At 32.9% G+C, this 24,852-nt stretch carries 25 protein-coding genes; all 25 read right to left on the bottom strand.

Features of this window, described 5'->3' with window-relative positions:
- Positions 1–170: 170 nt before the first annotated feature.
- On the bottom strand, positions 171–1,202 hold the full coding sequence (locus tag ACE1ET_RS07260; protein ID WP_375727714.1) for a glycosyltransferase family 2 protein: 1,032 nt from the start codon (positions 1,200–1,202) through the stop codon (positions 171–173).
- Positions 1,203–1,303: 101 nt separating this feature from the next.
- Positions 1,304–2,008: a WecB/TagA/CpsF family glycosyltransferase gene (locus tag ACE1ET_RS07255; protein WP_375727713.1), complete on the bottom strand. Its 705-nt coding sequence runs from the start codon at positions 2,006–2,008 to the stop codon at positions 1,304–1,306.
- Positions 2,009–2,080: 72 nt separating this feature from the next.
- Positions 2,081–3,028, bottom strand: coding sequence for a glycosyltransferase family 2 protein (locus ACE1ET_RS07250; protein WP_375727712.1), 948 nt, complete (start codon positions 3,026–3,028; stop codon positions 2,081–2,083).
- Between the two features lie 10 nt (positions 3,029–3,038).
- Positions 3,039–3,974 (bottom strand): glycosyltransferase family 2 protein, encoded by a 936-nt coding sequence (locus ACE1ET_RS07245; protein WP_375727711.1) that lies wholly within the window; start codon positions 3,972–3,974, stop codon positions 3,039–3,041.
- Positions 3,967–5,253 carry a hypothetical protein gene (locus ACE1ET_RS07240; RefSeq protein ID WP_375727710.1) on the bottom strand — a complete coding sequence of 429 codons (1,287 nt, stop codon included), beginning with the start codon at positions 5,251–5,253 and terminating at the stop codon, positions 3,967–3,969. Before ACE1ET_RS07240 ends, ACE1ET_RS07245 begins: the two co-directional genes overlap by 8 nt.
- A 55-nt stretch (positions 5,254–5,308) precedes the next feature.
- Positions 5,309–5,707, bottom strand: a complete 399-nt coding sequence (locus ACE1ET_RS07235; RefSeq protein ID WP_375727709.1) for a GtrA family protein — start codon at positions 5,705–5,707, stop codon at positions 5,309–5,311.
- On the bottom strand, positions 5,704–6,930 hold the full coding sequence (locus ACE1ET_RS07230; protein ID WP_375727708.1) for a glycosyltransferase family 4 protein: 1,227 nt from the start codon (positions 6,928–6,930) through the stop codon (positions 5,704–5,706). The genes ACE1ET_RS07235 and ACE1ET_RS07230 overlap by 4 nt, the downstream gene beginning before the upstream one ends.
- A 6-nt stretch (positions 6,931–6,936) precedes the next feature.
- Positions 6,937–8,094, bottom strand: coding sequence for a polysaccharide pyruvyl transferase family protein (locus tag ACE1ET_RS07225; RefSeq protein WP_375727707.1), 1,158 nt, complete (start codon positions 8,092–8,094; stop codon positions 6,937–6,939).
- Positions 8,094–9,305: a Coenzyme F420 hydrogenase/dehydrogenase, beta subunit C-terminal domain gene (locus tag ACE1ET_RS07220; protein WP_375727706.1), complete on the bottom strand. Its 1,212-nt coding sequence runs from the start codon at positions 9,303–9,305 to the stop codon at positions 8,094–8,096. The genes ACE1ET_RS07225 and ACE1ET_RS07220 overlap by 1 nt, the downstream gene beginning before the upstream one ends.
- The gene (locus tag ACE1ET_RS07215; protein WP_375727705.1) at positions 9,295–9,867 is read right to left on the bottom strand and encodes an acyltransferase; all 573 of its coding nucleotides are present in this window, start codon (positions 9,865–9,867) and stop codon (positions 9,295–9,297) included. The genes ACE1ET_RS07220 and ACE1ET_RS07215 overlap by 11 nt, the downstream gene beginning before the upstream one ends.
- On the bottom strand, positions 9,857–10,981 hold the full coding sequence (locus ACE1ET_RS07210) for a glycosyltransferase family 4 protein (RefSeq protein ID WP_375727704.1): 1,125 nt from the start codon (positions 10,979–10,981) through the stop codon (positions 9,857–9,859). Before ACE1ET_RS07210 ends, ACE1ET_RS07215 begins: the two co-directional genes overlap by 11 nt.
- A gap of 123 nt (positions 10,982–11,104) precedes the next feature.
- The gene (locus tag ACE1ET_RS07205) at positions 11,105–12,073 is read right to left on the bottom strand and encodes a glycosyltransferase family 4 protein (RefSeq protein ID WP_375727703.1); all 969 of its coding nucleotides are present in this window, start codon (positions 12,071–12,073) and stop codon (positions 11,105–11,107) included.
- A 157-nt stretch (positions 12,074–12,230) separates the two neighbouring features.
- On the bottom strand, positions 12,231–13,331 hold the full coding sequence (locus ACE1ET_RS07200) for a glycosyltransferase (protein ID WP_375727702.1): 1,101 nt from the start codon (positions 13,329–13,331) through the stop codon (positions 12,231–12,233).
- Positions 13,328–14,158 carry a glycosyltransferase family 2 protein gene (locus ACE1ET_RS07195; RefSeq protein WP_375727701.1) on the bottom strand — a complete coding sequence of 277 codons (831 nt, stop codon included), beginning with the start codon at positions 14,156–14,158 and terminating at the stop codon, positions 13,328–13,330. The genes ACE1ET_RS07200 and ACE1ET_RS07195 overlap by 4 nt, the downstream gene beginning before the upstream one ends.
- Positions 14,159–14,220: 62 nt before the next feature.
- Positions 14,221–15,087, bottom strand: coding sequence for a hypothetical protein (locus tag ACE1ET_RS07190; protein WP_375727700.1), 867 nt, complete (start codon positions 15,085–15,087; stop codon positions 14,221–14,223).
- 47 nt (positions 15,088–15,134) lie between these two features.
- Entirely contained in the window at positions 15,135–16,394 is a 1,260-nt protein-coding gene (locus ACE1ET_RS07185) for a hypothetical protein (protein WP_375727699.1), read from the bottom strand.
- A gap of 104 nt (positions 16,395–16,498) precedes the next feature.
- On the bottom strand, positions 16,499–17,125 hold the full coding sequence (locus tag ACE1ET_RS07180; RefSeq protein ID WP_375727698.1) for an acyltransferase: 627 nt from the start codon (positions 17,123–17,125) through the stop codon (positions 16,499–16,501).
- A complete protein-coding gene (locus ACE1ET_RS07175) occupies positions 17,122–17,802 on the bottom strand; it encodes a DapH/DapD/GlmU-related protein (protein ID WP_375727697.1) in 681 nt (226 codons plus the stop codon). Before ACE1ET_RS07175 ends, ACE1ET_RS07180 begins: the two co-directional genes overlap by 4 nt.
- Positions 17,803–17,817: 15 nt before the next feature.
- On the bottom strand, positions 17,818–18,789 hold the full coding sequence (locus tag ACE1ET_RS07170; protein WP_375727696.1) for a hypothetical protein: 972 nt from the start codon (positions 18,787–18,789) through the stop codon (positions 17,818–17,820).
- A 6-nt stretch (positions 18,790–18,795) separates the two neighbouring features.
- The gene (locus ACE1ET_RS07165; RefSeq protein ID WP_375727695.1) at positions 18,796–19,785 is read right to left on the bottom strand and encodes an O-fucosyltransferase family protein; all 990 of its coding nucleotides are present in this window, start codon (positions 19,783–19,785) and stop codon (positions 18,796–18,798) included.
- Between the two features lies 1 nt (position 19,786).
- Positions 19,787–20,734 carry a glycosyltransferase family 2 protein gene (locus ACE1ET_RS07160; RefSeq protein WP_375727694.1) on the bottom strand — a complete coding sequence of 316 codons (948 nt, stop codon included), beginning with the start codon at positions 20,732–20,734 and terminating at the stop codon, positions 19,787–19,789.
- A complete protein-coding gene (locus ACE1ET_RS07155) occupies positions 20,734–21,474 on the bottom strand; it encodes an acyltransferase (protein WP_375727693.1) in 741 nt (246 codons plus the stop codon). The genes ACE1ET_RS07160 and ACE1ET_RS07155 overlap by 1 nt, the downstream gene beginning before the upstream one ends.
- A gap of 60 nt (positions 21,475–21,534) precedes the next feature.
- Positions 21,535–22,479 (bottom strand): sulfotransferase, encoded by a 945-nt coding sequence (locus ACE1ET_RS07150; protein WP_375727692.1) that lies wholly within the window; start codon positions 22,477–22,479, stop codon positions 21,535–21,537.
- On the bottom strand, positions 22,476–24,017 hold the full coding sequence (locus tag ACE1ET_RS07145; protein ID WP_375727691.1) for an MATE family efflux transporter: 1,542 nt from the start codon (positions 24,015–24,017) through the stop codon (positions 22,476–22,478). The genes ACE1ET_RS07150 and ACE1ET_RS07145 overlap by 4 nt, the downstream gene beginning before the upstream one ends.
- 58 nt (positions 24,018–24,075) lie before the next feature.
- On the bottom strand, positions 24,076–24,570 hold the full coding sequence (locus ACE1ET_RS07140) for an alpha-1,2-fucosyltransferase (RefSeq protein ID WP_375727690.1): 495 nt from the start codon (positions 24,568–24,570) through the stop codon (positions 24,076–24,078).
- Positions 24,571–24,852: the final 282 nt, after the last annotated feature.

Raw genomic sequence — 24,852 nt, 5'->3', positions numbered from 1 at the left:
TAAGGTTTGTCAGATATTTATTGTCGTCATTTTTTAATTGTTAGACTGTTTCAATGTTGCATTGTTTCAATGTTGTATTGTTAAAATGTTGTATATTTTATGAACTATGAACTTATTCGTCATTACGAGCCATTTTTAAAATGCGTGGTAATCTCATTTTGATTTACCCATTAATCTTTTTTCACCCATTTTCTTACTGTGGTTCCCAGATGGAATATTTCCTCATAGTACCGTTTACTTTGTAATGAAATGAATCCTAAACCTAAAAACTGAAGTGATGCCAGTAAGGTAATGCCACCAACAATAAAGGATTGCGGATTTTTAGTAAATTGTAGTTTCAGACTTTCCGAGAAGGGTGACGCCAACTCTGTAAAAAGAGAAATATCAAGTACAGTATCAATAAATAACCATATAATCTGATACATGGAAAGTAACATCAGAAATGCACCTATTCCTATAAAGAAAATGTATGGACGGAATATAAATCCTGACATCATACCTGAAAAGACACCTCTTAGAACCCTTATACCTGAAGTTCTTGTCTCTTTAAATTTATTTTGTTCTGTCCAGTCCAGGTGGGCAGGTACTTCAACAATTCTGGCTCTGAGAATCATTGCTTTATACATAATCTCCGGATTTATTTCGTAGTCTTTGGTTTTCAGATTTAATGACTGAATAAAGTCTCTCCTGTAGGCTCGTACCATACCGGTAAATGTATGGAACTTTTCCTGTGAAGCCATTCGCATGAAGCGGTTAACCCATTTACTCATTATTTTTCTGATAAACGGAACAGCCGTAACTTTACCTCCTTTCATGTATGGAGAAGCAATCACCATATCAGCATACGTTGTTTTTAGAGTCTCAACCATGAGACCTATGTGTTCCGGTGCGTAGCTCAGGTCAATATCCAGAACAACTAGGATTTCACCAGATGCATTTGCAAATCCGGTTTGCAAGGCATGTCCCAGGTTTAAATTCACAGGGTGATGAAATACATGTATCTGCTTGTTTTCAGAGGATATCTTTTTTGCAATTTGTGCTGTTTTGTCTTTACTGCCATCGTTAATAATAACGATTTCCCATTCGTCCCTGTAATTTGACTTATTGAGGTATTCAATGACCGTGCCAATATTTTTTTCAAGAATCGCTTCTTCATTGAAACAGGGCAGAATTAAACTGACATATGGAGTATTGGTAATCAAATGGTTATATTTTTTGAGTGTCCTTTATGCGTGTTTAATGATACAGGCGATGTTTAAACCTTTATTTATTAACAAACGGAGCATGAAAAGGTTAGCTTTTGTTAAAATATTTCATGTCTGACAATATTCCAAATAAATAGAACATTACCCACTAAATACCTTCTCCACATTCTTTTGGGTTCTTTGTATAATCGGTAGAACCACTCCAATCCTGAATTGATCATCCACTGAGGGGCCCTTTTTACCGTTCCAGCATAAAAATCGAATACGGCTCCAATACAACCAATGTGAGAAGCCTTTAATTCAGTAAAATGCTCATATACCCATTTTTCCTGTTTCGGAGCGGTCATCCCTACAAATAGTACATCCGGTTCAAATGCATTTACTTCCCTGATCATGCGCTCATTTTCCTCCTTGCTGAATTCTTTAACATAAGGAGGAGAAAATGTTTGTACAATGACATTGGGAAATTCCATTGCTGCACGTTGTCTTATTTTTGCCAAAATAGCATCAGAACTTCCGAGAAAAAAACATTTGCCGCCTGTACTGTTTAAGCGATTCATTTCATAATAAAACAAGTCTGCTCCGGCAATTTTTTTCAGCTTTATACCCTTGAATAAGCGCATCAACATGACAATACCTATTCCGTCAGGGATTAGTATTTCTCCGTTTTTCAATGCATCCTGAAAGTTTTTATCTTTCATAGCCACATTATAAGAGTGAGCATTGATTGTATTTATAACAGTACCTTTTTTTCTGTCTAATGTACTTAACGGAGCATTGAAGATATTTAATTCAGATACCATATTTCAGAAAATATATAAATATGAGAGGGATATTCATAAAATCAGATTAGGTGCATTAGTATAACAGTCTGTTTACAAATTTAGTTTTTGCCTGATTTCATCGAAAACAAGATCTCTGCCTTCTTTATGTTTCAATAATTTTAATCGCAAAGCAACCTTATGACGCAAAGTAAAGTAATGTAAAAAATCCTTTGTTAAATTTTCATCAGGTTCCGAAAACGGAATCAGGTTGAAATTTGTTTGTTCCGGATCAGCATAAAATGAAGTATATGGATTTATACCTTTACAGTGCGTTCCATCAATTCCGAATCCAATGTTACGGATAAGTGATTTTGAAGGGATTACGGAATACCTCTTTTCAAGAAACTGATTGAAAGCCCATCTTACAAACCAGGAATCATTTTTATTGTCTAAAGAACCCAGTAACATTTTCCCCAGATTATCTCCACAAAAATGTTTAAAACCATCAATAAGTGAAATGTTATTTTGAAGTTGCTCTTTAATTTCTTTTTTATCAAAGATTGAAGTGTTCCAATAATCTTTCCAGGTTGCCCAGCCCCATGAAAAAGGTCGGCGTTGGAAATATACATCATCTGAATAATGGTCAATTGCAACTGAAAAGCCACATACTGTTTGAATATTATCCTGATTCTTATAGCGGTCAAGCGCCTGATTCATAAAGTTTAAGAAGTTAGGTGATGTAATCAGATCGTCCTCAAGCACAATTACTCTTTCATACTTCATCAAAACATCTGAAACACCATTGATGATAGATCCGGCCAATCCAAGATTTGTTTCCGAGTTGTTGATAGTAACAGATTTAAAACCTGTTATGGTTTTAAGATACTCCCTTATCGAATCAACTTTAGATGAATCAACTTCATATTTTGGACCATCGGAATAAATATAAATGTCTGTTTTCTCAGACAGATAATTATTTTTAAGTGCATCAATGGCTAATTTTGTTTCAGAGAGCCTTTTATAAGTAAAAAAACAAACCGGTGCTGGTTTTTTGTCCATTGGCTATTATTTAAGATAAATCCTGAACTTTATGTTTTAATAATAATTCGTATAACTGGCGATGTTTTTTTACAATGACTTCCAGGATGATTCCACATATCCATAACAATAATGCGACAATTCCGGTTATTCCTGACACAATTAATGTCGGGAATCGGGGGACTAAGCCAGTCTCTAAAAACTCAATTAAAATAGGAATAAATAAAAGAAGTGAAATTGCCCCAGTCAAGATTGCGAGGTAGGTGAAAAATAAAAAGGGTTTGTAGTCTCTGAATAAATAAAAGATTATTCTTAAGACTTTAAAACCATCCATAAATGTATTTAGCTTAGAATCACTCCCTTCAGGTCTGTCTCTGTAATTAACATGAACTTCTTTAAGTAGAAAATTCTTATCAAGGGCATGGATTGTCATCTCCGTTTCTATTTCAAAACCTTTTGACAGAACAGGAAAATTTTTAACAAAATCATAACTGAAAGCCCTGTAACCAGTCATAATATCTTTGATATTATTCTTAAATAGTTTATTAATCAGAAGACGAACAGTTCTATTACCCAGATTATGAAATGGCCTTTTATTTTCTTTAAAATAGGTTGATGATAATCTGTCCCCAATTACCATATCTACACTTTTATTGAGAACAAGGTTAACCATTACTTTTGCATGTTCCGCAGGATAGGTGTCGTCCCCGTCAATCATTAAGTAGCAATCAGCATCAATATCCCGAAACATACTTCTGATTACATTACCTTTTCCCTGACGATATTCGTATTTAACCACAGCGCCTGCTTTTGCTGCAATTTCTGCTGTACCATCTGTTGAATTATTGTCATAAACATAAACAACAGAATCTGGCAGCTCGTTTTTAAAATCTGTAATTACTTTTTCGATTGTCTGACTCTCATTGTAACATGGGATCAAAACTGCAATCTTTTTAGCATCATTCATGTTTCCTGAGTTTTAAAAAGGTAAGTTTAAAATTCTTTATAGACGTTGTATTGAGGATAAATAGTATCAGTGCAAATACAGAAACAACCAGTGCACGCCAGGTAAACCAGCCATGTTGAATGGAATGATTCCGTAGTACAAGATACCAGAAAGGCACCATGCCTGCAATTAAAAGAAGGAATAAATTTTTTTGAATGACTTTTTGATTTCTTACCAGGAGAATAGAATATACAATAAATATTAAAATAATTGTTATTATTCCAAGCCAAAAGTAGGTTGTGAGATTCATCTCTTCAATTGTCTTCCAAATAAATTTAAAAATATTGGTTATTGTCATTTCCATTCCCCTGTAATCATTTGACGTTCTTTTAGCAGTTGATTCCATGGCGCTACTCCATATATCGGTCCTTGTTAATAATCCACCAATTATCCATTTCGAGGACCATGTTAAGGCATACCCAACAAACCATAGAATGGAGGCTTTAATGACGGTCATGATCTTTTTTAGTTTTTCTTCACCAGACAAAATATAAATTGTGAGAGGAAGGCCTAAAGTAACCAACGGTGCTGTCAAAAAGTCTAAAAAGCTTGTAACAGAACCAATACTGAAAAACAGGATGAAGAACTTATCATCTTGTTTAAATGTTTCTCTGTTGAGTAGTAATATTATGATACTTGTGAACGCGATGTAGAAGACCGTTGAGAATTGCATGCTCAAAGGAACAATTGGGAAATTTATAAATAGTAATGATATAAGAAACACATAAGCAACTTTTGATGATATAATTTTATATATTAAAATACTCGCTATAGACAGGAGTGAAAATAGTAAAATAAAATGAAGTATCCTGATCTGTTCATAACTAAAAATTAATAGAGCTGGGCGTAAAAATATTAGATAACCCTGCCAGTATCTTCCATAGCTCATCATTGATAAGCCGGATTTGTCATTATTAATAATTTTTTCAGTATCATTTGCAAGATTCATAAAGTTATCAGATCTCCAATAATAATTGTCCATTGCGGCTTTTAATGGTTCTTTTGAATCTGCAGATGCTACGATATTTAACATCATGACATCAGTAAAATTATCCAGTTGAAAAAGCTTAAAATTCAGAATTTTAGGATATAATCCTTCCTTTTGAATAATTTTAGTGGATTTGAGTATATTTTGATCCAACTTACTTGTTGGTATTGAATGCACTAATACCATTAGCACTAAATATACAGCGATTAGGCCAATATAAGTAAATAAAACTTTAAGAATTATATTTTTCATTATTCTTGTTATTAAGTTGATATTCATTCATTTAAGTATGATTTGGTAAATATCTTTACTTCGAATTCATGACAGTCCTAATTAATAAAAAATTGATTGGAACCACGGTTGCATATACTGGAATTGGTGCAAGTGTATTTTTAAAACCGATGTAAATATAGAAGTTAAGAAAAAGGATATGTAGCAAATAATTGATAAGATGGCTAATCCCAAATCCTAACCCTTTCTTGATACTTGACTTTGTTTTGAATGTATACGAAACGGTTAAAAAATAATTAACGATAAAACTTAGGAAATATCCTGTAGAATAAGCCAGATTTGTTTTAATATGTAGTTGTAAGAGAATATAATAGATCCCGTAATGCAGAATTGTTGCTATAATTCCGACTACAACAAATCGGAATATTTCCTGTCTTGCTGTAAGTATTTTACTAATTACTTTTTCGAATATCAAAGTAGTATTTTTTTATAAAGGTCATATACTGTTTGCGCTTTTTTCTCCCAGGAAAGTTCTGATTGACGTGTGTTACAATTTTGAGAGAGTTTAATCAGTATTTCAGGATTTTTATACAGGAAAGCAATTTGTTGAGCAAAATCAATTCGGGATTGTTTCGGATTGGAAAGTTCAATTTTGATCCCAATTTGATCATTTACAACATCTCCCTGTCCACATGTATTAAAGCATAGTACAGGTAGGTCATTCCCAATGGATTCCAGAACAACATGGGGGGTTCCTTCTGCAACGCTTGTAAAGAAAAGTAAATCTGAGGATCGCATGAGACTCTGCACTTCACCATGAGGTATTATTCCATGCCAAATACATTTGTCCGATATATTTAGTTTTTCTGCAATAGTTTTGAAATGGTCTTCTTCTGAACTTTTCCCGCCAACAATATGCAACTTAATATGATATGATTTATCGATTTCAGCCAATGATTGGAGCGCCAAAGTAAGTTGTTTCCGAAAATCAAATTTTCCAACCCATAGAAGCGATAATTCATTGGAAGAATTCTTGTAAGCCGGTTTTTTATTTGTGACATAACATCCGGTTTCATTGATCATCAGCGTATCTTTATTAAAATACTTTTTAAAGGTATTAGCAGACTGTGAAGATGCAGTTAAAATTATAGTAGACCTTCTTACTGCATTTTTAATACGCCACCAGGTTTTAAGTTGGAAATATGTAATTATGTTTTTCAGGTGGATGAAGTATTTTTCACCTGGGGTTGCGCCATTGAGATATGCAACAGGGAATTTTTCTTTCGCATCAACAGGTCCCCAAATGATTGGTTTATTTAACCTGTATAAATATCCCGGCTCACGGAATCCAATCATATTCAGCTGGTGGATGATATCAATTTTATGTTCGGCAACAATTCTTCTGGAAATTTTCAGTGTTTTCTTTTGCCACGACCTGTAAAAAAAGTAGAAACGCCAGTCCCCCTGATTCCAGCACATATTTCTAATGCTTTGCGAGACGGGGCTAAAATAGAAATGAATATTATTTTTTTGTGTTAAATACTGTAACTCATGTTCGATTTCATTCTGCCATTCTCCTTCTGTAATAACATAAACATTACAATATTTTGCAATATTTATGATCCAGTTCCATGCCATTCCTGGTTCAGATCCTTTATTAGGGGAACAAGCATATGCATTGATCAGTACATTAATCATCTAATATTAATTTATAGATTTTTGTAAAAATTCAATTGACTTGATAATTTCTTCATTCAGCAAACGAGATGAATTATTAAAGTCGACTACCAAAGAAAGCTCGTTAAACTTATTATTATCTTCTTCATAAAGTAATCTGTTATAAAGATTTGTTGTCTCAAGGAAGCTTTCTATTCTTGAGTTATTTTTTCTCTTTTTTGATAATATTGCTGTAAAAGGTATTTTGAAATTTACAGAAAATGCTGTTCCATGAAATGAATTGGTAATAATAAAAGATGCATTTAAAAAGTAACTTATGAATTCTCTAGGTCCTGCATCTGTTATGTTTGTTATGTTTGCATCTTTGGAATTGAAAAAAGGATTCTTAGTTATACGATAAATAGGCATCCCGGTTTTATCTTTAATGAAATTCGCCAAGCTGATTATTGTATTAGAATCAGATAATTGGTAAATTAAAATATAATTTTTGAATTTGAAATTATTCAGGGAGACTAAATTGCTCCAGTCTTCTTTGTTTAATAATAATGTCGGATCAAGTACTTGTGTTACTCTTTTGCCAGTAAGCATCTCTGCAAGCTTAACTCCTTGTTTTTCGCGCGCAGAGATAAAATCGAGATTATTTAACAACTCACGATAGATTGAGTTCTGCTCCGGATTTATCATTGAAACACCGAAGCTTGAAGCATATGATAGTTTTTTTCTGTTATTTGGAGCAAATGTTAAAAAATAAGGCTTCAACGAAGTTCCTGTATTTGGATTCCATAATTGATCACTGCCAGCAATATAGACATCATATGGCATTTGTGCTGAATATAATTCATCAAAACTTTTGTAGGTTTTTGAAAACTTCGAAACTTCAGTATTAAAATAATTGAAGTTATACATTTTACGTTTTAAACGAGGAAATATTTGGGGCATAATTAAGTCATAAACCGGCGAAAGGATGCGATACAATATATATTCTTTTATAATCTGCGTTTTCGAAAACTTAAATAAAGGTTTTGCAGATTTTGTAAATTTGTATTTACTGTTTTTAAAATAGAGATAATCAATTATTTCAGCCTGATAACCCATCAAGCAAAGCTTCTTTTGTAACGCAAAGGCCTGCAATTCTGCCCCAAAATTATAAGTTTTGGACACAGTTATAATTCCAATTTTTTTCATTAAGTGACCTTATTAATTTTAATGTTAATCTTTTTTAATAATACTTTTTCAGATATTTTAGTTAAGAGTCGATAAAATCCCCAAATAAGCCTCCAAGGCATTTTATTAATTAAAATGGAATGGAATACTTCATAAGGTAAAACTTTATGCATAAGATGTCTGAATAATATTAAAGGATGGTATTTTATAAATGTAAAACCCGTATAGACCCTCGGATTTGATTTCATCGCATCATTTAAACTGATATCTCCCAAATAAAGATCTTTAACTGAGGTTATAAAATCAGCCCCTTTTTTATTATTTGCAAAAATTACAGACACCCCTTTAAATTGGTCTTCATATTTACTGCTAGTCCCCCAAAAGTCTCCAATCGTTATGTCTGCATAACGTGGTAAAGTTGAAAATTTGCAATTACAGCAGCTTGTTCTGGAAGAAAGGCCTGTCAAAAAATCCCGGTAAAACAAATCAGTTCTACGATCAAATCTTTTAGTTAAAATCTTTCCTTTTTGAAACTGGATCGTTGTATTTTGTGATTTTATTCCCCACCATCCTTCCGTTTTATCTCTAAAAGATACAATTTGAGCATCCTTATATTTTTTTAAGTGGTAAGTTAATGCTTCATCACTTGGCACTCCATGACATAGTAGATCTACTGTGATAAGCTTTTCTGTATTAATGGATTTTACGTTTAGGAAATTATTTAGACCTGCAACTTGGCATGACGTACCTGAAAATAATACCCATGCTCCAGTATTTAGGAGTGTTTGGGTTTTATTAAATATACCAGAAGTATTGCTTTGTAAGTATTTACTATTTTGCAACCTATTTAATTCATTAAAACTGTTTATATCCTTATGATAAACTTCATTATTCCAAAACATTGCTCCAATTGCAAAACCACTTTTATTTATAATTTCCCGTGCGAAAGCAGTAAATGCACCACCGCTGGCAGATTTTAACCGTAGATGTTCTATTTCTATCCATCCTTCAAATGCTTTTATACCAGGTAGCTGGTTGTGGTTAAGTGGATTATTTATTGGGCATACCTTTTCACATAATCCACACTGGGTACATTTATCTTTACTCAACTGAACAAATCGTAAGCCATGCATTCTTGATATTGATAAAGCATTATGTTTACAAATATCTGTGCATGCTAAGCATCCAGTACATTTATTATTGCTGGGTAAATGAGGGAAGTTATTTTTCATTTAAGTAATTACTTAGATAAGAAAGATGTTGTAGCTTATCTTCTTCAGAATTAAAACGATCTTTAATTTTTTTAGCAGGAATACCTCCCCAAATCTCACATTCAGGAATATCCTTAGTAACTAGTGAGCCTGCAGCAACAACTGAACCTTTACTAATTTTTATACCAGCTAAAATTATTGCTCCAGTGCCAATCCATACATCATCTTCCACAATAGTCATGGAATCTTTCCCTCTTGGCGAGCTCCAAATTGTTTGACCTGGTAAATCTGTAAGATGATCCTGTTTCCCGACAAAGGCAACCCTGCTTGCTACTAATATATTATTGCCGAATACTACATCTGCAGCGATACTACAATATTTCCCAAACTGTACGTTATGACCAATACTTATTTTACGTTTTGCAAAACCTGTAAACCGCATTATTCTTACAAATCCATTATAGTTAACCCATGGATATTTTAAATTAAGTAGAACCCAAGTCCTTAAATAGTTTAACAAGTACTTAATTTTGAAAATACTTTTATTTTGCCCCTTGGGCATATTTGAATAATCAATTTTCATTTTCTATAATCTCTTTAAAAACATAGACATATTCTTCAAAAGAATGTACCATAAGGTTTTTAGCTTTTTTATCTGCAAGTTCAAACTTTTTTAATGCCAAATCCAATGTATCAACGAAGTTTTGTTCATTTAAGGGGTCAAATATCAGTCCGTTGTCTCCATCTTTAATAAAGTCCAAAGCTCCGATGTATTTACTTGCAATGACAGGACAACCATAAACCAATGCTTCATTCACAACAGCACCGAAAGGTTCATACCGACTCGGTAAGACGAAGAATTGGGCTAATCTGTACCACGCATATAATTCAGCGCCACTATAATAACCTGCAAAGATGACTTTTTCGTTCATATTTAAGTTTTCAGCCAATTCTTCCAAACGTTCTTTTTCCTTACCATCCCCTATTAATAAAAGTTTGCAATTGTCACAACTAACTTTTGAGAATGCATTAATAAGCAGATCCAGCCCTTTAACATGCACCAATCTCCCGGTATAAAGTATGATTCGATCCTGTATGTTAAGAGAAAACTTTTGCCGGTATTGATACATGAGTTCCTCAAATTTATTTTGGTATTTCAGTAAAGATTCCGGATTCTGAATATTTGGGCAAACACTTACTTTAAGTTTGGGGAACTTATGGATATACCAGTCTTGAACCTCCTTACTATAAACAATAATGCCGAGGGACTGTGATAAAATATACTTTCTCATTAGTGCCTTTATACTTTTAACCTCTTTAGCCATTTGAATATTGTCAGAAGTAGTAATAACCAATTTAAAGGTAAATACTTTGAGCTTTAAAAGTGTAGATAATAGGACGCTGGCAGGAGAATATTCATGAGAAAAGATAACTTCCGGTTGTATTGATCTGATTATTTTAATTAACCCAAAGCGGAAAGGTTTAGTTCCTATTTTAAAACCATTATCAATAAATTTATACTTAGCTTCCAAAAGGTCCAGCAGTTGTTTTCTGTTATAAACAAAACCATCACTATTTGCATTTAAAAAAAGAATAGTAAGATCATAATACTTTGCCATTTCGTTGAATACATCAATGCGCCAGGGAGGCAAATAAGTATAAAATATAATTGCTTTTGGCTTTTCTGTACTATTCATTTTAAGTTATATTTCTATTATACCAGTTGTTCAAATCCATTATCAGATACTTTTAAAAAGTGAGGATAAGATTAAATATTTTGTTTATTCAGTTCTGAGAGTAGTTAAAATTAAATTTAAAGTTTATTTGGAAAGTAAGGTAAGAATTTTACTAAGACTGGACTCAAAAGTATCAAAGGTAAACGAGCCTTTATATTTCTCTAATCCGGCTTCACCCATTTCAGTTCTTAACGATTCATTGTTTATTAGCAGTTCTAATTTTTGTGCCAGTAAATCAACATTCTTTTGCGGAACTAAAAAGCCGGTAATTCCATCATCAATAATATCGGGAATGCCTCCTTCGTAAGTAGAAATTATCGGTAATTTGGATTGCATCGCTTCTAACAGAACAAGAGGGAAACATTCACTTGAATAATACGTTGGTAAGGTAAAAATATCAGCTGTTAAAAATAGTTCCGATTTTTCTTCTCCAACCTTTAAACCGACATATTCTATTTTATCAGATAAACCATGTTTTTGAATCATTCGATCCAATATTTTTTTTGTAACATCACCCTCTGCCCCTGCCAGTGTGCAGGTGAATGCAATATTTTTTTGAGCTAATACTTTACAAGCCTCTATCAAGATATAAACACCTTTGGCTTCAATTAAATTAGAAAGAAACAGGATATTCGGTATCGTGCCAGAACCTTTACTAACTGGAGGGCAAAACTCCTTTATTCCATTTGGACAAATAAAAACCTTTTTAAAATCAATATAATCGGATATATCCTGGTATAAATTCTTCGATAACAGAATGGTGTAAGCATCTTTGAAGATACTTTTATATATAGTTCGTTTAATTGCGTTTTTACTATTGGTGTAAACGCCTTTATTGTGTAAATGATAGACTCTTTTTATATTAAGAATCCGAAGTAAGCTTATGATAATCAGATCCCTGATAAGTGCTGCTCCGGTTGTGGTTAAAGCGATATAACATAAATCTGGTTTGTTTCTGAGAATTTCTTTTAACAGTTTATATATAACAGTAATAGAGTAATAAATCTTTCTTAGCGTTACTTTACCTGATTCATTCATGTTCTTTGATGCCATCAGGTCGATGTATGTACAATTAAAATTACTGTTGATAAGTCTGCTTTCCTTTATTGATAATCCTACCATGGATGATCCGTGAATGGGAGGTGGAAAATGAATTAGAAATAAGATATTTGGTTTCAAAATGTTGTAATGGTTTAATTTAATATAGGATTTAGGAATTTAAAAATTTTAAAAGCTCTGCTATTTTTTCGCTGAAATTAAAGGCCATTAAATGTTGTCCGTTTTTTGATTTTTTTTTCAGTTTAACTAATATATTTATCAATTCATTTTTGTCGTGTGGATTAAATACAAATCCATTGTCAGCATTTATTAAACATGTTGCTCCGGCAACCTCAGAGCAAATTACCTGATCCTCAAAAATCAAAGCCTCATTAACTACCGCGCCAAAAGGTTCATATATACTTGGGAGTATCAATGCATCCGCAACATGATACCATCTATAAAGTTCTTCAGCTTCAAACCTTCCTGGGAATATAATGCTTTCCGACACATTTATTTTTTTAGTTAAACGAACTAATTCCTCGCGTAGTTCACCGTCTCCAATTAAAATTAATTTAGACGCCTGATCTGCCACGTTTAAATATTCTGAAAAGGCATGAATCAAGAAGATAAGATTTTTTTCCGGAGCAAATCTTCCAACATACAGAAAAATCGTATAAGCTTCTAATTCTTTAAACCTCATGTCCATTGTAGTCGAATCAATCGCTCTAAACAAATCTTTTCTTAATCTGACTTCATCCTGAATAATTGGGAAAGTAACGGTTTTTATTTTTGGGAATGTTTTTTTATACCACGATTCCACTGCATTATTACACAAAATTACACCGTCAATCCACCTAATAATAATAGCCCGGGCTAGTTTACGAATACCGTTGGTGTCTTTCGCAATTTGAAGACTATCGTCGCACAACGTGTAAACTTTAGTCTTCCTCATGAACATTTTAGTGTATAGAATACTTTTGAAGGTGGTAATGCTGTACTCAGAGCATAAAATAATTTCAGGTTTGTATTTTAATATTTTATGAAGAATCCCAAAGCGTATGACTCTGTCCCGATATCCCAGGGGAATTCCGTATTTTAAGAATTTTGGTGCAAAATTTAGTAGGTGTATTAACCTGTTCTGGTTAAAGTTTTGTGATGAAACCTGTTTCGTGTAAAAATAGAATATTGCATTAAAACTTTCATGGAGTGCATTAAACAAATCTATACGGTATGGTGCCAGAGCCGGATGTAATACAAGTAATCTTCTCATTTCCATAGCTTTGGGAACAATGCTCTTGTATGTATTGTGACGAGATGCTTAAAAGCAACTAAGATTCCATAGTGCTTTTTTTCAAAGTAAAAAAAGTAACGGGGATGACTGTTCCCTAACGGTGAGTAAAGTGTTCGGAATCTTTTCTTAAGAGGAATCTCCGGCAGACACCAATCCGGAAGTTTTTCATGAACTTCACAAATTCCGGAAGCAGTTGGTGCAATCAAACTTTTAATTCCATTTCTATTAGCCCTTAATGCATAATCAAAATCTCCAATGGCATGAGGGTATTTCGGATCAAGATTCCCCACCTTATTATAAACGTTTCGTGGAATTAATACCAGATTCCCATGAAATTTCTTACATACCTGAGGACACCCATTAGGTTGCAAAAGCTGGTCCCTGTCATTAAACCCACCGTAAGTAATTTGGTTTGTCAGTTTAGAAACCATGGTCCCGGATATTATGGCTTCAGGTTCTTTCACTGAAGTTTCCAGCATCTCAGGGATTGCATTATTAAATAGTTCCACATCATCATTCAACCAGAGAAAATAATCAAAATCCTCCTTGTTCGCAGCAGTTTCCCAGGCTAAGTGCATTCCTCTGTTCCAGTATAGGTGACCATTTCCCTGTATGACATTTACATCAGGGAACATGTTTTTTACGGCTTCACCGGTACCATCTGTAGAGCCGTCGTCTACAAGAAAAACTTCAAATTTATATGAATTTGAAAAGGGTACTGCATACAAAGATGTAAGACATGTTAAAGTTTTTTCACGTCTGTTGTAACAGGTTAATAATATTGCAATTGTGTTCACTGATTTCATTTCTTCAAATGTTAATTTGATTTCTGATACCGACAAAGTATAATTCATGATCCTAATAGCGTCTACATTTTATTAAATAATTTACGTATCAGCACTTTTTTTGTTTGCTGAAGAATACTGGATACTGTTCCGAAAATCCCCTCAACTTTAAATGAAAACAAAATTGGATGTTGCACATGATTAACCATTTTATTCAGCTGTTCGGTGCCAAGATTAAGAACATATTTTAAATTCGATTTCAGGAAAGGGATACCATGGTGGCTGGTTCGAAACGGGATAACATTTAAGCCCAGATCTCTTACGTGGTTATGCTGATTGATATCCCACTTACTTCGGTCCGAATAGAAATAATATACTCGTTCTGGTGATTTTATAAATGACCTTAAACTATAATATTTATTTATTTCAGGATTATTCTGTTGCCTGAAAACCGTAGGATTTATGGATTCTGATGACGTATTTAATAAATCACTGATAAAAAACTGCCCGTTAAATGTCAATATCGTTTCCGCATCAAGCATAGAACCAAATAGAACGGCTGCAAAGCCTCCTGCTGAACTTCCCATTGTAATAATGCGATAACCTTTGGTCTCTTTTTTTAATAACTCCAGAACTTTCTCTATAGAATCTGTTTCTTTATTGATGCCTTCGAGATACCACTGCTTCTTTATATCCCTGATAAAAATATGTTTGGATCCCTTATTAATTCTGAGCTTATACCATTCATACCGGTCTTTTTTAACCAGTTGGCTGAGAAATGCTTCTTCTGTGTTGGGGTAATATATATCGTTGCTGCTGAAATAAAGTATACAGTACCTCTCAGAACGATTTTGAGGATTAGCACTTTTGTCAACTAAGTAGTTTGAATTATTATCATATATCTTTTTTGTAACTATTGAATCGGTTTGAAAAACAAATGTATCATTCATGGTATTAAAAGATTAAATTTTTCAATAAAACTTGATTGTTCGGACCTTTATTTTTCCACTAAGAATCTGTAACGTCTGTCAAAAACGCCGCGTATCCAAATTTTGACATCTTCATTGTTCATTGCTCTGAAAGATTGTGACATACAAAGCCCGATCATCATCCACAAGGTTAAATAGTTCAGATTGAATACATTAAATTCTTCCACCCATGCATACGCCCATCTGAATGCGATATACAGGCCAAGAATTTTACTGAAAATATTACTGGATTTATGTATGGCGAGGTATGTAGCTCTAAAAAATACAAGGAAATATATAAACACACCAATTATCCCCGTCCATGTAAAAATATTTAAAATGGAAACTTCATTACTATTTCTTTCGCGTCTCCCTGTAATTTTTTCCATTACATTCCCGAATATTTCAGTATCATTTCCCCGGGCCGGGCTCCTGCCTATCCACCAGCTGTTATGTTTTTTTGCTGAAAGCAAGACCTCAAGGTATATGGCTGTTCTCGTATCAGCTGTCAAATTTTCTTTAACTTCCTTACCTTCCTTATTTTTGGATATAGTTTCGTAATCTCCCTTAATATATTCGTTCATGGCAAAAGGATTAAATATTCCAGAAAGGGCGAGTGCAAGCAAGATAACAGGTGCAAAAAGGAGTATAAGGCGAAAAAATGCAAAAATGAACTTTAAGTTTATTTGTCTGAAATAATAAATAAACGATAGAATAATGGCAAGAAATAATTTAATGATTTCACTTCTGGCGCCAAGAGACAGTGAAACCAGGAATGCGAATACAGCAATTATTCCGCGATCTCTCATAGTTATTCCAGGAATAAAAAGTGCCAGTAGACTAAAGGGGGCAAGATAATCTCCATAAGCACTTGGGGATATAAAAGGAAGATAGAGGAAAAATATTGGGATGCCGATTTTTAAATATTTTGATAATAATATCTGATTAATTTTAATATTAGTCCCTAAATATGCAAATAAAGGAAGTAGCAAAGCAAACGTATTGTTAAGGAGTGCTTTAACGTCCCAGTATATTTCAGCCATATAGATACCATGGAAAAAGCTGAATACGTTCCAGAACAGGTATAACTGTATAAAAAACATGCTTTTGCTCTGAGAACGGTCGAAAAACACAGATTTTCCATACCAGAGCATGAGGAGTATCCCTGTTTCAACAAGCCACCAAATTGTGGTATTACCCAGTTTTAAAGTGGTGTATGGCTGTACCGAGATTATTGCAACAATAATCATTACGAAGGGTAATATTTTCAGAAGTCTGTATTTTAACATTATTAAACTGCGCTAGCTAAGGGCATGATGAGTCAAAGGAAAATCTGTTTTGGAATTAATATTTAATTGAGAACTAAATTATTATTTATGGTACAACAATTCTGTTAATTTGGTCCTCCTGATATTTTTTTAATCAATTTAGCAGGATTCCCGGCCCATATTTCATTCTCAGGTATACTTTTTGTTACTACAGAACATGCTCCAACTATGGAATTACGACCGATGGAAACTCCTTTTAATATGGTAGAATGTGCACCTATAAATACATTATCTGAAATAGTAACCGGACTTTTCTTTGCACTGGTTTTATCATCCTTCGAAGATCTTATACCCGGATCTAAAGAGTGAAAGTCGGTATCATATACTACCGTGTTCTCACCAATTTTAACATTATTCCCAATTAATATACTTTCTTTGCAAATAATTGCTACACCGCTCATTCCAACATTATCACCTATTGACAATTCCCCGTCAATCCAAAAAATACACTTTTGCTGACGTCCAATTATGTTATAATTATTTCCACTATTCAATTTGAGAGAGTTACCAATTTTTAGACTGCCTTTTCGGGTAACAGTTACTTTAATAGGTCCTTTAATCAATATACCTTTTCCGTAACTCACGCCATTTAATACCAATAAAAGTTTGGAGTAAAAATTAAAAACCGGAGTAAGTATTTTGAACCGGATTCTTCGGAATGCTCTGTAAAAATAAATTATTATATGTTTCATGCCTTAGCAGAATTTTCATTTATCATTTTGTCTTTGATTGTATTGAGGTCCCAATTCCACCATTGCATCGCATTTAGTTCATCGATTTTTTCAACGTCAAACCTGAACTTTAAAACTTTTGCGGGGACACCTCCAACTATGGCATATGGCGGCACGTCTTTTGTCACCACAGAGTTGGAAGCTACGATGGCTCCGTTTCCAATTTTTACACCATCGAGAATTATTGCCCTTGCTCCAATCCAAACATCATTTTCAATTTCAATCTCACGATACTCATCAAAAGCTTTATCTTCATCAACCAATGATAATCCAAATGTATTTTTTTTTCGGTATAAAAGAGGTGATGTGGAAAAATAGTCAGTCGGATGGGTCCCAAGTCCAATGAATACGTCGTTAGCAATGGAACAAAACTTACCAATTTTTGTATTTTGTACCAAACAATTTCTCCCAATATAACTATATGAAGATATACTACAATTGTTAATGATTGAATTGCCCAAAATGTGTGCATTTGAATGAATAACTGTTTTACTGTCAATTGAACATGAGCTATCAATTTTTGCACCTTTAAATCTGATTTTATTCGTAATATCTCTTGTCCCTGATTTGGTTAAATCGGAAAGTTTTTTAATAAAGCCCAGTGGCAATAGGATGAATAAATATAATCTGTTCTTCATAATCATTAATTTTTACTACCAGTAACACGCACCTTCCACCTTATTCGCTCCAACAGGTTTTTCTGTATCTCCGGGTCTCACCCAATGTTCATTAAAAAGATTCGTATATGGCCAGACAATATAATTTTCCCACCGGTTCCCTATTATCCCAAATAAAAGTTGTGTAACACCAGCCATATGGATGGCTTTTTTTCCGCTTCTTTTCACATGCGCTGCAAGAGGAAATCCATATGCCCCGGCACCGATGATACAAATGTCATAATCAATCGCATCAATTTGCCTTTTCATTGATTCCAAAGCTTCAAACCAGTCTGCAAATTCTGTTTTTACACCAGCAATACTTTGAACAGCTTTTACTGTCCTGATCTCAAAATCAGGAAGTAAATCATTTTCGAACAACAACTGTCTTTTTTTGTATTGTTGTTCAATGGTTTTTGCAAAAGGGTGAACTATTAAAACTTTTTTTCCTTTTAGCGCCTTTGTCCATGGATTTGGAGCAAAGAAGGGCTCAATATCTTCAAGTACTACCTTTTTGGCATTTTTCAGATAATCGTCAAAATATTTTTCTGTTAAAAGCCATGATCCTAATAGATCCACTTCATGGACGTCATTAAACATCAACTCGCAGAATTGTTCAACTTTAGAAATTTCTGCAGGGAAAAAGCCTGACCAGTTCTGCAACTGATCAATATTAGATTGTTCCCACCACCATGGCGGCGTTTGTCCTTTAATATACGTCTTATAATTTTTAAACCGGGCCTTATGTTTCACACCAATATAATTTACGAGATTTAACATTTCTGTTGAACCGAAACGTGCTATCATACAGGGTTTTTCGGATAGTATCATGTTGTAAATTAAGTCATTGGCATATGTTTTGTTGGAAAACATTTTCCAATTTCTTCCACTCATTGTATTGCCGTGCTGGATTGTGGAATATATTTTTCTTGTGGTTTTTAACCCAAATTTTAAAGCAGGATTAATCATATATTCTTAGTTTAAAATTTTATTCAACTGATCAGAATTGAACTCTCCATAGTCATTTGCCAAAATCCATGAGTCACTTTCAGGATAACCATGCCAGAAATTTTCAGGACAAATTTTGATGCCATTAGATAGTAACGCAGGTTTATAAGAAAACGAACTTTTACTGGTAATTAACAAATCTGCATAGACCATGTGTAGAAAAGAATCTGTTGCAGACATTTCAAGACAAAAATGAATGTTTTTAATAGATTGGAACTCCTTAAATTCATTTTCGTCTCCTTGTGAAAACAAATACACATGAATTGGGCGCTTACTTTTTAAGGAGCTTAATGTCATATCTAATATTTTGTAGAAGTAATCGGTAGTCTGCCAACGCATTTTATGATTTTCGATGCCCTTGTTCATGCCTTTCACGATATCACCCCGTCGAACATGTATTGCTATGTTGAAATTATCTTTTTTGAATATTAGTCTGTCATCTTTTCTTGAAGTAGCGTGATAAAATTTGTATTGAATATCATTTATAATCTCAAACTGCCTGGCGTAAAACTGATCCTGTTCACAAACAAATACAGCTTTCTTATTTTGATAAGATGAGATAATTGCCTTAATCATATCAAGATGCGTTGTGTTATTCTCATCAAACAGAGGTAACCGAATCTTTTTGAACCCTTTTTTTAACAAATCTGATACCTGAACTTCGTTTTCACTGAAACCTAGAAACTTTTCCCATTTGTCTGAAGAAAAAGGAATATGCGCGAAGCTAAGACTAAATTGCTTTGCAAACCAATACCCGGCAATCCAATTAGCCATTTGATGACCAATGCCGGCTCCCTGATTTGGCACGGCGGAAAAATAATTGTTAGGATTGTTCCCTTTTGAATGAAACACACTGTGCCAGTAGGAACAATATATAAGTTTGTAGTATGGTTTGAATTTGGTGAAAGATACAATCTTACTCCAAATCTTTTTTCTTATTTTGGTTATAATATTCATTTTATTTAACCCTTGGATAGCCTTTCATTCTCCATCTGAATTTACCGATGAGTAAAAGGAAAACAGCGAGATATTTCAATTTTTCCGTTTGGTAAATTTTTAGTTCAAAAGCCCTAAAGTAGGCAATAATATCATCAGAAAGATTATTTATAAACGTATTTAAAATTGGGTATTTCTGTTGTCTGACAAAACTTAAGATATAATGCCTTATTTCATATTTAGTGAATATAATATATGTTGGGTTCTCAGGATATTTTTTTGATTCGTTTTGTACATAATTGAACCGGTTTATGATATGATCAATTACTTTCTCCACAGGAGTATTTGTCGTTTGACCTTCAACTTCTCCAACGTAAACGCTAAGAGGTATACCGCAATAGGCAACCTTCCCCTGTAGTCCAATTGAGAAAAACAATGCGAAATCCTGATTTCTTTTCATCCCGACCGGAAAACCGCTTGTTTTTAAAAATGCATCTTTTCTTACAATTGTTGCACTTGTATGCGTAAAAACATGGGGATTCTCGAAATAATCAATTGCTGTTTGCTGCGACTGGTATTTGTCTGCCAGTCTTAGATGTTCACCCTGGTTATCCTTTACAATACCCGCACAACAAATCATTCCGGCTTCCGGGAATTTATGAATTGTTTCTGACATTTTTAGTAAATAGTCAGGGAGCCATTCATCATCGCCATCTAAAAAAGCAATGTAATCATGTATTGCCATGTCGACGCCAAGGTTGCGGGCTGCACTAACACCTTTATTATTTTGAGAATGTATCTTAACTCTGGCGTCATCAGTATATTCTTTAATGACTTCAACACCATTATCAGTTGAACCGTCATCAATTATTATTACTTCAAAGTCAGAGTATGATTGTTTAAGTACCGATCCTAGGGTTCGGGTTATTGTATGGGCTTTATTATATAAAGGAATAACAACAGATATCATTATATATCGTTTTTAATGTATTCATTTTGTATTTTAGGAACAACAGTTGTGTTCGGGTTAATTTTTTCATTTGATATGGTTGTTTGATATCCAATAATACATCTGTTTGAAATATAACTCCCTTTCAAAATCGAAACATTGCGTCCTATCCAGCAATCATCGCCTATGAATACTGGTTTAGTTTTTGGTTTTTCGAATTCATAACCAAAAACGGGATAGTGTTTTATTGCAAGCTCCCTCCTGTAATCAGCTTTATAAATAGAATGTGTATTAGTATCCCATATATTAACTTCGTAAGAAACCTGGTTAAAACTACCGATTTCTAATTTTTCGTCAACACGTAATTCAGAATGGTAATTAATGTTATTATAATCTTTGATTTTTAATACTCCTTTATATCGCAGTAAAATTCTACATTGTATCCTATTAAAATCCCCTATTATAAAAGTTCCATTAATTATTATTGATAATGTGCTGGGACTTCCTCCTTTATTAATAATATTCCCTTTCCCAATATGAACATGTCCGTTAATGATGAAATTAACATCCTTAATATCAGAGTTTTCTTCAATAGTCAGAACAGAGTTCTTCCCAATGTAGATTGTCGAATTCCGGATCTTAACATTCCTTGCAATGTTGATTTTTGCACCCTTTTCTCCTTTAAAAGTAGTTCGTTTGAAAAAATAGCGAAATCCTATTCTTCGAAAGAACCAAGCCCTATTTATTAATTTTGATATCATAATTTCTTTAGATATGTGATGTGTTTTTTTTCGGATTTCGATTACTATCTTCTATAGCTTTCAACTCAAAGTCTTTTTAAATTTATCATACACTATTTGTGTTTCTTTCATTATCAGTTGAAGTTCACTTTTATTAAACTTCTTCCATTCTTCTTTTGCCTTAAAAATTTTCTTCGCGGTAATTCTTGATGTATTTCCACCAAGCAGATGATGCTCTGCCGAGTTCAAATTCAACATTTGATTTTCCCAAGCTAAATTCAAAGAAAGTTTTTGAAATATCATTTTGGGATTTTGTGTAAAATCTTCATATAAAACAAGATCAGCCTGTGTGTTGAATATCTTATTAAGATTAAGATAATTAATTGTGATTTTTTTCCATTCTTTAATTGCAGCTTGAATATTACTCTTTGGTATCCTTTTCATTTTAACTGTTTGATCATCAAAGCGAACTAAAGCATCTTTTTTTAGCTGAGAATAGACGTTGCTGCGAGGATCGCGCATAAGGATAATATAGTGAAAAGAAAATTCATTTTTTAGATATTTCTCCAGAAAAAGAGCTCTCACATAGTTTTTTGATGCATCCACCAGGTATTCTTCGGATTTTAGTTCTGAAATAGTTTTAAGTAGACAAGCCTCGTTTTTTATTTGGTAGAAATAATTTCTGAACATATACGGGAATCCAATCCAATAGTAGAAGTAAAGATTTAAATATTTTATGATTGTTAAAATTTTATTAGCATTAACAAATGCAACCTTACTGGTATTAAATTTTTGAATTTCTTGTGTTTGTTTTTCTATTTGGGAAATAACATTTTTCCAAAAGTTACATTGTGTATAAGTTTTTTCACAGGAACAATACTTATCTTCTTCTTCTTCCTTTATTTTTTTATCAAAATAGTGAGGTTCACACAATGAAAACACCTTACTATGCGTATTAATGAATTTTGAAAATACAGTTGAACCACTTCTTCCAGGACAAACTATAAAGATTATTTTCTTTTTCATGTTTTATGTTTTAAGAATTTTCTCTTTACTGTAGTTATCATTTCAGAAATTATTGCTCTCTCTTTTTTATTTAAGCCTAAAAAGTAGGCAAAGCTGATAAATGAAAGCATATATAATAAAACTGTTAATACTAATCTAAATAAACCCTGATCAAAGTAATAAAAAGGGAATAATATTATTATTATTGGAATAATTGTAACGATCACAGATCTTAATATTATTTCTTTAAAATAAAGCTTAATAGGGAATTCGCTATGTTTTTTTACATAATATAAAGACAGACCAAAAGAACGTATGAAAACTGAAATCAAAAATATGACATACATTCCTTGTGGAGGATAACCAAGTTTAAAGATCAGATATGAAAATAGCAAAACAGAACTTGTTAAAATGGAGTTGCCAATTTGGTAACCCTTTATTCTACCGGTTGCACTAATAAGTGTATTTATTGGTTTGAATGGTTGAGAGATTAAATTCTGCAATAGTATTAATGTTGCAAAAATAATTGTATAATCCGGAACTTTTTTTAGCCATAAGTTTAAAATATAAGGCATTTCAAAAATCACAGGTATAGCAAATATTGCAAACAAAAAATACGATATTTTACTACCGGTAAGAACAGCCTGTAACTTTAAATTAAAATTTTTGGCTCCTTCACTTTTAACAATTACGGGATTCAATGCTTTTATCATATTATCCGAAAAGTTCTGAATCTGACCCGAAATCTGGGTCGATACTCCCTGTGCAGCGTTAACAGCAGTTCCAAAAAACATGTTTAGTATAATTCCCTGGCCATGATTTGTAATAATTATTACTGAATTTCCTAAAAGACTCCAACCCGCAAAATTTGACATTTCTTTCATTAGTGACGCACTGTAGTACTTTTTAATATTAAAGTCTACCTCCGGATACTTGATGTGACAGTAAATACGAGCTATTAAAAGTAATATAATTGCCATAACTGCCATAAGGAGCCCATAATGTATTAACTGATTTTTTGTATAAATAGTTATAAAAATTGCAATCCCAAGTTTAATTAATGCCTCAACAATTCCCAGAATTGAAACAAGTAGCATGTTCTCATGTGCATTTATTATTGCGGTATAAGGAACTGAAATTATTCTAAAAAAAGTACTTACAATCAAAAATTGATAAATGTACTTTGCTGATTTAATATATAACGGATCAATGTTCAAGATATATTTAAATAAAAAATATCCTGAGCCTTCCAATATCAGAACAATAATCAATCCGATGATAAAATGATAAACAATACTCACATTGAATATTGCTTTCTGTTTTTTTTCATCACCCTCTCCTTCAGCATAAGATATAAATCTTTGAGTTGCAGAAGTCATAGCATTGTTCAGAAAAGTCAACATTGCTATGGCACCTCCTACGACGGTAAATACACCATATTCTTCCACCCCAAGAGCGGCGAGGATTAATCTGGTGGAATAGAGGGATATGAAAATTGTAATTGCCATTCTGGCATACAAGAATCCTGTATTGGAAATAATTCTACTTGATGTTTTCATTAATTAAATAGGGATATAATTCTATATTGAGTGGTTATGAATGTAAACCGTAAAAAATCTACATCCATTTTTCTTCGATATGAAAAAAATTGCTTTTTTTAATAGGGCTAATGATTTCCTCAATAAAGTACAAGGGAACATGATGATAAAGAGATGCCCATGCAGAATACGTGGAAGGCGGACCTAAAATGTAGTCACATAAACTGAGGCCAATAATGTCCTGAGCCATATTGCTGTTTTCAATATTAAAACATTTTTTACCGGTAACATCGTTGAATTCAATTTTTTCATTACTTGCTATAAAAAAAATATTTTTAGTGTCTTTAAACTGTAGATTAACTTTATTTATAATTCCTTCATACTCTTCAACTGAGTAATAGTATTTTCCGTCATTAAAATCCTTGTAATCACCACGTCTGACATGTATCCCAATAATATTATCAAATTGCGACCTGATAGTGTTAAATTGATCTTTTACGGATTCAACTATTGCTTTCTCTGGATTTAGAATTCTCAAAACCGAATTTAAATGTTTACGTCTGAATTTTTTCATTTTAGGATATATCTCCAGACTTTCAAAATTTAAACCCGGGATCAGCCAAAAAATAATTTTGGAAATGAATATGGCATATTTATTGGCAAATATTATTCGAATCAGTTTAACATATTTATCGTGCCCTAATTTATTTGCAAAGGAATTCCAGTATAATGGGAAATAGCAATATTGTGAATTCTTGAAATCTGGAAAGTATTTGAGAGAAATGTCAGGGATCCAAATAACGAATTTTTTATTTTTCTCAATACAGTCAGACAGGTAATAACTGTATATCCAAAA

Source organism: Quyinboa mangrovi (genome assembly GCF_042219825.1).
Taxonomy (GTDB): Bacteria; Bacteroidota; Bacteroidia; order Bacteroidales; family UBA5342; genus JBHJHP01.
This window is presented reverse-complemented; position numbering and strand designations above follow the sequence as displayed.